We start from the raw sequence: 12,447 nt of genomic DNA on the forward strand, positions 1-12,447 counted from the left end.
TTACACTGTATTTTTCTTGGGATCAAGCACATCTCGCAGACTGTCCCCCAGCAAATTAAAAATGATAACCGTGCCAAATATCGCGAGCCCCGGATAGATTAACAGCCAAGGCGCTGTCTGCAGATATCTTCTGCCTTCATTCAACATCGCTCCCCACTCGGGATCAGGCGGCTGTGCACCAAGTCCGAGAAAGGACAAACCCGAAATCGACAACATCATGCCGCCCACGTCCATCATCGCCATGACGATCAAGGGTGGCAACATATTCGGCAGAATCGTTCTGCTAATGATCTGGATTTTACGCGCACCGCTGAACGCGGCGGCAGTGACGAACTCCTTTTGCTGAAGAGAAATGACCAGGCTTCGGGCCATCCGTGCATACTTTGCCCACCAGACAACTGACAGTGCGACCACCGTGTTAAATAACCCCGGCCCTAACATGCCTACTACGGCAATAGCAAAAATCAAACCCGGAAATGCCATCAACGTATCGCACAGCCGCATCAGCAGCGTATCCACCAGCCCTCGCAGAAAACCTGCGACGACACCAACCGCTACGCCTAAGCTGAAAACAATACCGATCATCATAAATGTAAGCAACAGAGAGGTGCGTGCTCCATATAAAAGTCGAGACAGGACACATCGCCCAAGCTGATCCGTACCGAGTGGATATTCGGGGCTGGATGGCTGCAACACTTTCGCAAAATTCGTAGCAAGTGGATCATGAGGCGCCAGAAGCGGCGCAATCAGAGCCAGAACGATCCAGCCTGTGGTCAGGGATAGCAAGAAAATAAATAGACGACGTTGTGTCAGATATGCTCGAATCTTCATCACTATCTACACATCCACATCCAGTTGAATGCGCGGATCGCGAAGATGTGTCCAGAGATCCACGATCAGATTCAGGGTGACATAGATGACTGCCATCCAGATTACATAACCCTGTATCAGGGGGTAATCGCGGGTGAAAATGGCATCCACCGCCATCTGTCCTACTCCCGGCCATACGAATAAACTCTCCACAATTGCTGCTCCGCCAAGTAGTGCTCCTGTTGTCATGCCTAGCAAGGTCACAATTGGCAACAGTGAATTGGGCAAAATATGTCGCCAAATAATCATTGATTCCTTCACACCTCTTGCTCTTGCACCCACTACGTAATTCTGGCTTGTCTCCTCCAGCATAACTGCACGAATCTGCCGGCTGTATTGGGCAATCAATGGAATCGCGAGTGTCGCAGCAGGCAGGATCAGGCTGTTCCAGCCGGAACTACCCATGACCGGCAGCAGCTTCAGCTGCACACCAAATACCAGCATCAGCAACATCCCCAGCCAAAAGCTCGGCATGGATAGACCGGCAAACGAAAACAGGCGAATCACATAATCCAGCCCTTGATTCCGGCGTACAGCCGAAAGAACTCCGAGCGGAAAGGAAATCAAAATCACCAGAAGCATTGCGCTCCCGGTTAACTTGAGCGTTGCTGGAAGGCGGGCCATTAACACATCCAGCACCGGACGGTCATATTTATACGACGTGCCAAAGTCTCCAGTGACTACTTGTCCCAGCCATGTGCCATACCGAACCAGAAATGGCTTGTCCAGCCCAAGCTCTGACCTCACCTGTCTGACCAGTTCATCCGAAGGTGTGACTCCGGTAGACATCAGCATCAGTCTGGCGGGATCTCCAGGAGACAGATACGTTAATAGAAATGTCAGGAAGGTGATTCCAAACAGAACGGCGACCAGTTGTAATAACCGTTTAACGATATATCTGCCCAATAATAAAACGCCCTTCCCGGTTTAATGCGCGTGTACGCCTTCATTCTCATTCCATTCAATACAAGCCAATTCAAGCCAAAAAAGCGCCCTTTTCCGTTTCACGGGATAAGGACGCCTTAAATAAACAGATTTTCAGAAAAAATCATGCTCTTTAAACACCTTCCTATCTCCCGTAGGGTACTGCTGTGTTTGTCCAACCTGGCAGGTCTCCTGGCTCCAGTATCATTGCCATAGCAGCTCCTTCCCGGTCTTCGTAAGACCAGTGGATATGCTGCCTGACTCCTCTGTTACAGTGGCGGGACCGCGCCGGCATCACACCGGACTTCCCTTTTAAGCTTCTACCCCAGCGGGTAGAGCACCAAGTTCCACATATTCAATTCACTAAAAGTTGGTATCTGTTACACTTCTGTATCAGTATAGCGGCATACGGAATAATGTTCAAAACTTTTCTTTCAAAATTTAAAATCATGAATGCGGCTAATCTCGCACTCGCGAGCCCTTGGGTGATACCCCCGTCACACGTTTGAACATTTTGGAAAAAAGCAGCGGGTCGGTGTATCCAACGGAGTGGGCTACTTCACTCACAGACAGCATCGGGTTACGAAGCAACTCCGCTGCACGATTCATGCGATACTCTAAGAAAAAGGCTTGCAGCGACTTGCCATATCGCTCTTTGAACAACCCCGATAAATACGTTCGATCCAGTCCTACCGCATGTGCGATATCCAGAATAGAAGTACGCTGGCTATACCGGTTCTCCATAAACTGCACAGCCTGCCGAATATAAGTCTCTTTCGTCGAAAGGAGCGGATTTTCTTCTTCTTTGATCGGTGAGGATGCGATTAATGCCGCCATAAGTCGGTATAACAGACTTTGATGTAACACATCCCCTCCTGCAACGGAGCTCGTTCCGGCCTGAAGCATCTCGTCATACAGCGCTGCCATCATATTCTTATCATGAGCAGTAAACACCGGGTGCTCCTCGCTTAACTGTGCACGTTGCATAAAAGCCTTCGCCTGTACACCTCTGAAGCCAAACCATGAATATGTCCAAGGCTCCTCAGCATCGGCCTCATAATGAATGACCGTGTCGGGTAAAATGAGAAATCCTTGGCCCTCGCCCAGAGGATATTCCTGATCTCCCATATATACCGTACCATAACCCTCATGTACGTAATGCACGATATAGGAATCACGCACCCCCGGCCCCCAATAGTGGGCAGGATCACATGCCTCCCATCCATAAAATAACAAGACCAGTTCCATCTGCGTCCAGCCGGCAGAGACCACATTCATTTCAACTTTCCGACTCATGTTTCCCCTCCTTTCGACGATGAGGTTAAAGATATCTTAATATGAGCTCACATATTCCCTTACCAGTACACACAACAAATTATAACAGGTAGAAGAGAGGAAATCTTGCTGAAAACGAAAACAAAAATGGGATTATGCCATATTTGAGAGGGTTTGAGCCATAGTGATATGAGCCTGTTCGGCCTATAGTTGGGGTACAACATTTTTCGGGAAGGATGAAGTTGAAATGAACAAAATTACGTTTCTCGGTGCAGGCAGCACCGTTTTTGTCAAAAATGTATTGGGTGATGTGATGATGACGGAGGCCTTGCAGGACTTTGAACTGGCCTTGTTTGATATTGATGCTGAACGTCTAAGTGACTCGGAGCGTTTGTTAAAAAGTTTGGCTCAGTCGCTAGGAAGCCGCTGTTCCGTTAAAACATACCATGATCGCAAGGAAGCGCTCCGCGGAGCTAAATATGTCATCAATGCCATTCAGGTGGGCGGATATGACCCGTGTACGATTACCGATTTTGAGATTCCGAAGAAATACGGCCTGCGTCAAACGATTGCCGATACGCTCGGCATTGGCGGAATCTTCCGTAACTTGCGTACCATTCCGGTGATGCTGGACTTCGCCAAGGATATGCAGGAAGTGTGCCCGGATGCCTGGTTCCTCAACTATACGAACCCAATGGCTGTGCTCACTAATGTCATGAACGTGCATGGCGGAATTAAAACGATCGGTCTGTGTCACAGTGTACAAGTTTGCGTACCTCATCTGTTCGATACGCTGGGGATTGACCAGACGGGTGTCGTTGCCAAAATCGCCGGGATTAACCACATGGCATGGCTCCTGGAAGTAACAAAGGATGGTGTCGATCTATATCCTGAGATCAAACGTCTTGCCAGACAGAAACAGCAGGAGACACATGATGACATGGTACGTTATGAACTGATGCATCGCTTCGGTTATTATGTTACCGAGTCTTCTGAGCACAGTGCGGAATATCATCCGTATTTTATCAAACGCAACTATCCGGAACTGATCGAACGCTTCAACATTCCACTCGATGAGTATCCGCGTCGCTGTGTGAACCAGATTGCAGAATGGAAGGAAATGCGAGAGAAGCTGTTTGCGAGTGAAAATATTCACCATACCCGCAGCCATGAATATGCTTCGCATATTATGGAAGCGATGGAGACAGACCGTCCTTACAAAATTGGCGGCAACGTTATCAACAACGGACTCATCACCAACTTGCCACGCGAAGCTTGTGTAGAGGTTCCTTGTCTGGTCGATGGTTCGGGCATCAACCCAACATATATTGGTGACCTGCCGCCACAACTGGCAGCGCTGAACCGTACCAATATCAACACCCAGTTGCTCACCATCGAAGCGGCTATGACAGGCAAAAAAGAGCATATCTATCACGCGGCTATGCTCGATCCGCATACAGCTGCTGAGCTGTCCATGGACGACATCGTGGCGATGTGCGACGATTTGATTGAAGCTCATGGCGACTGGCTGCCTAAATTTTCATAATCTAAACGTTTAGACGTACAAATGAAGATATGTAAACAGAATGTATAACCAGATGCATAACTAAGATATACAAAAGTAGCACCGTGCCTTTCGAAATCGAAGGGGCGGTGCTTTTTTTCACTTATTTTCAGATTACTCCGCAGGCAGTAGAAAACGATATCCGATCCCTGGTTCCGTCTGAATATAGGATGGCCGGGTGGGATCTTCCTTTAGCTTTTTACGCAAATGACCCACATAAACTCGCAAATAATGGCTGTCCGACTCATGATGATGCGCACCCCATACTTGCTGTAAAAGCTGGCGCTGGGTAATAATTTTGCCTGCATTCGAGGCAAGCACCTTCAGCATCTCATATTCGGTTGGCGTTAATTTGACCTGTTCTCCGTCCAGCTCAACCTGTCTTAAAGCCAAATCAATCACCAAGGAGCCAAAACGTAAAATCGGTTCATCGGTTGTTTTGGCCACATGTCGCAGCGCCACTCGAATCCGGGCAACCAGTTCACCCATGCCAAACGGTTTCGTCACATAATCATCTGCACCTGCATCCAGTGCGGCAATCTTATCAGCCTCCTGATCTTTTGCTGTCAGCACAATAATTGGCACCTGTGACCATTCCCTTATTCGGTGAAGCACGTCCATGCCAGATATGCCTGGCAAACCTAGATCAAGAATGATCAAATCGGGATGCACCACACTTGCCTGCGTAATACCCTCCTCTCCATCAGCACACTCATAATGATCATATTGGTGAGCCTGAAGAGTCACTTTTAGCAGTTTGCGAATCTGCGGTTCATCATCAATCACCAGAATGCGAGCCCCTAATGCGGCATTCATCTAATCTCCAACCTCTCCTTGCCCTGTATAGGAAAATGGCATTTCATCCCTTCCCACAGGCAACTCTATACGTATTCTTGTTCCTCCATCCGGATTGCCCTCAGCATGGATTGTACCTCCGTGAACCTCCACAATACCTTTGCAGATGGCAAGTCCCAGCCCGGTTCCCGTAATATGCTGCGTGGAGGGTGAGCGATAGAACTTATCAAACACGCGAGTACGCTCCGGTTCCTCAATCCCAACACCCTGATCATCTACGATGAAGGTCACACAACGCTGTCTCGGTTCATTCTTCACCCTTATGATCACCATGCTCTCGTCGGGTGAATATTTGAATGCATTGCTGACGATATTCACAAGTACCTGCTCAAGCAGCACCTCATCTCCGTCAAAAAAAACCGGTTCTTCCGGCAGTTGTACCGTAACTTCACGATGAGGACTGAATTCTCTGACTTTTGCCAAAACAACGCTAATCATATCCCCTACATCACACCATTTGCGATTAAGTTGTAGCATACCGCTCTCCAGCCGCACCATGCCAAGCAAGTTGGTTACGAGACGATTCATACGCAACGCGCCGTCACGGATGTTACCAGTCAATTCCAGGCGATCCTCGGGTGTAAAAAGACTGTCATTCTCTATCAGCCCTGTGGCTGAACCGATAATGGCAGTTAACGGCGTACGTAGCTCATGGGATACCGAATCCAGCAGCGCAGTTCGGATGCGCTCTGATTCAGCGGTAACTTGAGCAAGGCGCGCTTCCTCAGCCAGCTTCACCCGGGCGATTGCACCTGCCGCAAGACTGCCGCAGGCTTCCAGCAGCTGGCCCTGTTCCTGTTGCTTCTCCGGCTCACTAGTAGTCATGTATACAGCAAGTACACCGTGAATGTGGTTCTCTGTTTGCAGCGGAACATACAGCCCCGCCGATTCACCCAGCTTGGGCGATCCTTTGCCTGCGGTCTGTCCCTGTTTGTAGACCCAATCCGCGATAGCCAGCTCCGAAGAACGGCTTCCCCAGGCATTCTTCTCTGTCCCGATCTCAGACGCAGGTCTCTGTTTCGTCCAAAGCTTCAGTTCACCCTGCTGATCCGGCAGATATATGGCGGCTGGACTTCCGAGCATAAGGGATATCTGGCTCGTCATGTTATCCAACAAGGTATCCAGATTAGTAATTGCAGTGATCTGTCGACTAAGATCATACAGGGCATTCGTTGTGGCTTCACGAGATTTAACCCGATCCAGCTGTTGCCGTAAACGTCCGGCGAGACTTGCCGTCATGACGGCGACAGCCAAATACACCCCAAACGAAATCAGATATCGCAAATCCTCTATCGTAAAACTGAGATAAGGTGGAACAAAAAAGAAATCAAACATGACAACACTAAGGGTCGCTGCATATACTGCTGGCCCCATTCCCCAATATACAGCACTAATCAGTATAGGAAACAGGTACACCAATGCAACGTTGACCAAGTCATCACTCATCCCGATGATATGAAGCAGTACGGTTAACAGGATGATGGTAAGTGTTACCCATATATAGGCGGGAACCCTTTTCCAACGAGAGATCCCCTGTAAGCTTTCCTGATCTTTGCCCTCTTCCTGATGTTCAGACAAATTCAATTCCACCCGCTTTATTTATAATCATCATCCGCTACGATCAATACATCACGATGTCTCGACAGACGAACAAGCTGGTTCACCACCGATCCCGAGCCACGATGACCATTCAGCCACCATACCCGTTTTGCCTGCCCAACTACCAGTTGTGTCGCCTTCGCTTCCGTAGCCTTTGCATCCAAAATACCTGGTACTTCCCGCAACTTTGCACTTTGATGGATATGAAAATGCCCTCCTAGCCGCACAGTGAGTTGCTCCAATCCTGCCAGGTGCTCCTTCACTTCTGGAGTCATTGCCATGCCTGTGCCGATGTGTACATGATGGACATGCCAGGATGCCTTCAGCCGATAAGCCATGCGAAAACCTCTACGAATTAACCGTTCGGCGTGACGGTCGCTACTGACACACACAAAAACCGACTCCTCACGACGCCATGGGCCCCGTAACGTACGTGCCGCTCGCTGCGATTCAAGCCGCTCATCCACATCATCTGCAAGTTCGCGTAGAGCCAGTTCACGCAGAGCAATTAGATTACCTATTTTAAAAAAATTCGCAAGCGCCTGCTCTACCTTGGCAGTTGCATAGATTTTACCCTCTCGCATGCGCTGCCGCAAGGCCTCGGGAGCGACATCAATTAGCTGCACCTCGTCCGCCAATTGAATGATCTTATCAGGTACCGTCTCTCGCACCCGAACCCCCGTAATATGCTCAACGGCATCATTTAAGCTTTCAAGATGCTGTACGTTCACGGTTGTAATGACGGATATGCCCGCGTCCAGCAGTCGCAGCACATCCTCGTAACGCTTTTTCCGAGCATTTCCAGGCACATTGGTATGCGCAAGCTCATCCACAAGCACCACCTCGGGATGCAATTGTAATATCGCTTCCGTATCCATTTCCTCTAAGCATGCGCCTTGATATATACTCTGCGCCCGCGGGATGATGGGCAAGGAGCCGATTTGTTCCACCGTGTCCGCTCGTCCATGGGTTTCCAGCAATCCAATTTGCACATGGATGCCTTTGCGCAACAGATCATTGCCTTCCCGAAGCATCATGTAGGTTTTGCCCACCCCCGGAGCAGCTCCAATATAGATTTTAAATGTCCCACGCCGAATCAGTCCAATCTGTTCCTTCATCTCCTGCTCACTGAGTCTGCGATAGGTTTTCTGCTCCGTATCACTTACTTTTGCCGGCACTACCCGTTCGCCCTCTCGTGCTGACCGATCCGCAACAAGTAGTAAATCTATCCCTTGCAGTTTGCGAAGCAGCGAGTTAATGAGGGAGCCTTGCCATAATTCCTGCCATCGTGTACGCCGCGAATGCCCCATAACAATCCGGGTAATCTGCCGTTTGATCGCATACTGTACCAATGTGGCCGGGATGTAGCGGTGATGTATGACCGGAAGCTCCTGCATGTGGCCGCCGATTTTCTCCACCAGTTTCATCATGTTGCGGCGAAAAACCGTCGCTTCCCTCGTTAGTGGCTGTTTCATGGGACGGAAGACAACGACATGCAAGCTCCCATTCAATCGACGGGCAATCTGCTGTCCGCGCTGAATGTAGATCGAACCGTTCCAGTGGTACTGCGCGGAGACAAGAATACGTTCCATAATGCCTGTTGCGGGCGGAAGACCCATTTCCTTGCGATGTTCACGTAAAGACTCGTTAACCCCTTCAGCAACAATTTTCAATGCCAGCTCACGTAAAATTCCGAGATTACCATGGCGGAAAACATCCGCACTTCCGTGACCTTGCAGATGACCTTCCGCAAGACGACTCAAAATGGTCTCTGGCGTAACGTCGATCAGCTTCACTTCATCCGCCAGTTCCAGTGTGTCTGCCGGTACAGTATGTGACACGTTAATTCCCGTGAGCTGTCTGGCGAGTTCGGTATACCCCTCTAGTTCATACACATTCACGGTAGTTATGACACTGATATTGCGGTGCAATAGAAAACGGATATCCTCCAGTCTGGTCGCATGCCTCGCCCCCTCCCGGTTTCGATGTGCCAACCCGTCGACCAGGACAACCTCCGGATTGCGAACTAGCAATGCATCCAGATTCAAGTCTTTCATCTCCGCTCCGTCACTGCTTCGAATCCAGTGAATGCTGGGCACGCGCTCAAGCTCACCAAGCTGTTCTACGGTTTCCGGCCTTCTCATCGTGGAGACTGCACATATGACAACATCTACGCCCTGCTCGCGCAACTGATTGCCGTCTCTGAGCATATGATATGTTTTACCTGAACCGCTGACCGGGCCAATGTAGATTTTAAACGTGCCCTCTTGCAGCTTCGAAATCATGCGCAGCATCTCTTCCGGCGATTTACGTTTGAAGCTGTCCTCCATGCCACTGTCCTCATTCCCTCAGAATTTACTTCCGAACATATGATGTAGTAGTACTATTCCCTATCCGTAATAAAATGGAGAAAGCCCCTTCCAGATTGGAAGAAGGCATTGACCTTTAGCCGCACATCATCAAATAGCTCTATGATAAATCTGTCCGCACATTTCTCTTTCTCACTTCTCTTCTGCGATCAGTGCCAGATTCAGCTCATTCACATTGACACGCGGTTCACCGAATATACCTAACTGGCGGCCTTGTGTATGATCCTCAATAAGCTGAGTCAACTTCTGCTTACTAAGTCCTGTCGCTTGACTAATCCGCGGAATTTGGGCCATAGCCGCTTCAGGAGACAGGTCCGGGTCAAGCCCTGAACCGGAACCCGTAACCAGATCGGCAGGGATCTGTTGCGGCAGAGTAGGATTTTCCTGGCGGAGTGTAGCCAGCTTTTGGTTCATCTCTGCAATGTATTCTGGAGATGCCACCGCTCGATTAGACCCTGCCGATGCGGTCGGATCATATTTCGCATTTGAAGCGCGAGGCTGGAACAATCCCGGTGATTTCACTTCCTGCGCTAACAGGGATGAACCGATGATTTTCCCATCTTGAATGATGAGACTGCCGTTTGCCTGTGAAGGAAACAGCAACTGGGCCACCCCCGTTGTGACGAGCGGATAGAGCAGACCACAGACTAGCATGAGCACAACAGACAACCGCAATGCGGGTATAAACATCTTCATACAAATCACTTCCTGAATGAATTTAATGTATTCATTAAAAGGGGGACAACCACGTCATCTTCACCATGAGTTACATCACGCCTGTACTTCACAGCTGCAGTGACATTTACATCAAACCTGACAAAACCAAGTCAATCAGCTTGATGCCGATAAACGGTACAATCACACCGCCAACACCATAGAGGAACACATTGCGGCTCAGCAACCTTTCGGCAGACATCGGACGATATTTCACACCTTTCATCGCAATCGGAATGAGCAACGGAATAATAATCGCATTAAAGATCAGTGCGGACAGAATTGCAGATTGCGGTGAAGAGAGATTCATAATGTTCAGTGCCTGAAGCTGTGGCATGGCGAGAATGAACATCGCTGGGATGATGGCAAAATACTTAGCGATATCGTTGGATATGGAAAAGGTGGTCAGTGCGCCACGCGTAATCAGCAGTTGCTTGCCTATAGAGACTACCGACAACAGCTTGGTCGGGTCAGAGTCCAGGTCAATCATGTTGGCCGCTTCTTTGGCCGCCATCGTTCCAGAATTCATCGCCAGGCCCACATCGGCCTGCGCCAGAGCAGGAGCATCATTGGTGCCGTCGCCTGTCATGGCGACAAGTTTGCCCTCCTGCTGTTCTTTTTTGATCGCCGCAATCTTGTCCTCAGGCTTCGCTTCCGCTATAAAATCATCCACACCCGCCTCCAGTGCGATCGTCGCTGCCGTCAGTGGGTTATCGCCGGTGCACATGATTGTCTTGATACCCATGGCACGCATCTCGGCAAATTTCTCCTTGAGACCGCGTTTCACGGTGTCTTTCAAATAAATCACGCCATAGATTCGGTTATGGATCGCTACCGCCAGTGGTGTCCCCCCGGCCTTTGCAATCCGCGTCGCTATTTCGTCCAGATCACCGGGTACACGTCCGCCTTCGGAGGTCACATACCGCTTGATTGCATCTACTGCGCCTTTGCGGATTTTGGTTCCATCACTCAGATTCAGACCAGACATGCGTGTTTCCGCAGTAAACTCGATACGATCGGCATTGGTGTGGTTGCTTTCCTCCCAGCTCTGCCCCTGCTTACTTGCAAGTTCGACGACAGAACGACCTTCTGGTGTTTCATCTCGCACTGAAGCTTGAAGCGCCGCCCGTGTCATCTCGGGTACAGTTACACCCTGAACCGGAATAAATTCAGAAGCCATCCGGTTGCCGTATGTGATCGTGCCTGTTTTGTCCAGAATCAACGTATCGATATCGCCAGCCGCTTCCACCGCTTTCCCCGACATCGCTAGCACGTTAAACTGTGTCACCCGATCCATGCCAGCAATCCCGATGGCAGACAGCAGACCGCCGATCGTAGTTGGAATCAGGCACACAAGCAGAGCAATTAAGGTAGCCAGATCGAGCCGGATGCCGAGATAATTTGCCATAGGGACCATCGTCACAATGACGATCAGGAAGATTAGCGTTAATACGGCAAGAAGGGTAGTCAGGGCAATCTCGTTTGGCGTTTTCTGACGCTGTGCGCCTTCCACGAGAGAGATCATTCGATCCAGAAACGATTCGCCGGGATCGGTCTGAACTCGCATGATGATGTAATCAGAGGTCACCCGTGTACCTCCGGTGACTGAAGAGAAATCGCCGCCGGCTTCCTTGATCACCGGGGCGGACTCCCCTGTAATAGCCGATTCATCGATAGAGGCCAAACCTTGGGTAATCTCACCGTCCGTTGGAATGAGTTGCCCGGCTTCCACACGGACGAGGTCCCCTTTTTTCAACTCGGTCGAAGCGACCTGTTTCACAGTTCCATCCTTCTGCAATAGATTGGCCATCGTATCCGATTTTGTCTTACGCAGGGTATCCGCCTGTGCTTTGCCCCGCCCTTCCGCTAGCGCCTCGGCAAAATTGGCAAATAGCAACGTGAAGAGCAGAATAAAAAATACAGCCACATTGTATCCTCGCCCTGCATCCGAAGCGGTAAATAGATTGGGATCAATACATAATAGCAACGTAATGAATGTGCCGACTTCCACGATAAACATGACTGGATTTTTGATCATGACCATCGGATTCAGTTTTTTGAATGCATCTCGCATGGCCTGGAGCAACATGGATTTATTTAAAGATCGTTTCGACCCGGGATGATGCTGAACGTGGTTGATGCGTTGATGAATTTGTTCTCTGTTTTGTTCCACTGCATTCATTGTGAATGCCACCTCCATACTATACGTGCTTACTTCAATCCTTTGCCGTGCTTCCATAATTATTGGCTGTGTCGCTGTCGCTCCGCTGGCTTATT

9 protein-coding genes and 1 riboswitch are annotated in these 12,447 nt (G+C 49.6%); of the genes, 1 reads left to right on the forward strand and 8 read right to left on the reverse strand.

Going from position 1 to position 12,447, the window contains the following annotated elements; all coding sequences use genetic code 11:
• From nikC to BLQ13_RS23975, 3 genes are all read right to left on the reverse strand, one after another.
• The gene (nikC, locus tag BLQ13_RS23965) at positions 1-831 is read right to left on the reverse strand and encodes a nickel transporter permease (RefSeq protein WP_090924219.1); all 831 of its coding nucleotides are present in this window, start codon (positions 829-831) and stop codon (positions 1-3) included.
• Positions 832-837: 6 nt separating this feature from the next.
• Positions 838-1,776: a nickel ABC transporter permease gene (gene nikB / locus BLQ13_RS23970; RefSeq protein WP_090924220.1), complete on the reverse strand. Its 939-nt coding sequence runs from the start codon at positions 1,774-1,776 to the stop codon at positions 838-840.
• A gap of 183 nt (positions 1,777-1,959) precedes the next feature.
• A riboswitch (cobalamin riboswitch) is annotated at positions 1,960-2,154 on the reverse strand.
• 99 nt (positions 2,155-2,253) lie between these two features.
• Positions 2,254-3,090: an AraC family transcriptional regulator gene (locus tag BLQ13_RS23975; protein WP_090924221.1), complete on the reverse strand. Its 837-nt coding sequence runs from the start codon at positions 3,088-3,090 to the stop codon at positions 2,254-2,256.
• Positions 3,091-3,316: 226 nt separating this feature from the next.
• Between BLQ13_RS23975 and melA the strand changes: the two genes are divergently transcribed.
• Positions 3,317-4,615, forward strand: coding sequence for an alpha-glucosidase/alpha-galactosidase (gene melA, locus BLQ13_RS23980; protein ID WP_090924222.1), 1,299 nt, complete (start codon positions 3,317-3,319; stop codon positions 4,613-4,615).
• Between the two features lie 132 nt (positions 4,616-4,747).
• Here melA and BLQ13_RS23985 read toward each other — a convergent pair whose 3' ends face one another.
• The 5 genes from BLQ13_RS23985 to kdpB all read right to left on the reverse strand — a co-directional run bounded on the left by BLQ13_RS23985 (position 4,748) and on the right by kdpB (position 12,352).
• On the reverse strand, positions 4,748-5,449 hold the full coding sequence (locus BLQ13_RS23985) for a response regulator (RefSeq protein ID WP_090924223.1): 702 nt from the start codon (positions 5,447-5,449) through the stop codon (positions 4,748-4,750).
• The gene (locus BLQ13_RS23990; protein ID WP_090924224.1) at positions 5,450-7,066 is read right to left on the reverse strand and encodes a DUF4118 domain-containing protein; all 1,617 of its coding nucleotides are present in this window, start codon (positions 7,064-7,066) and stop codon (positions 5,450-5,452) included.
• Between the two features lie 17 nt (positions 7,067-7,083).
• Complete coding sequence (locus BLQ13_RS23995) at positions 7,084-9,417, reverse strand: histidine kinase (RefSeq protein WP_090924225.1); 2,334 nt, start codon at positions 9,415-9,417, stop codon at positions 7,084-7,086.
• A gap of 171 nt (positions 9,418-9,588) precedes the next feature.
• On the reverse strand, positions 9,589-10,152 hold the full coding sequence (gene kdpC / locus BLQ13_RS24000; RefSeq protein WP_090924226.1) for a potassium-transporting ATPase subunit KdpC: 564 nt from the start codon (positions 10,150-10,152) through the stop codon (positions 9,589-9,591).
• Between the two features lie 106 nt (positions 10,153-10,258).
• Positions 10,259-12,352, reverse strand: a complete 2,094-nt coding sequence (gene kdpB, locus BLQ13_RS24005; protein ID WP_090924227.1) for a potassium-transporting ATPase subunit KdpB — start codon at positions 12,350-12,352, stop codon at positions 10,259-10,261.
• Between the last annotated feature and the right edge of the window lie 95 nt (positions 12,353-12,447).

Source organism: Paenibacillus polysaccharolyticus (assembly GCF_900102085.1).
GTDB classification, from domain to species: domain Bacteria; phylum Bacillota; class Bacilli; order Paenibacillales; family Paenibacillaceae; genus Paenibacillus; species Paenibacillus polysaccharolyticus.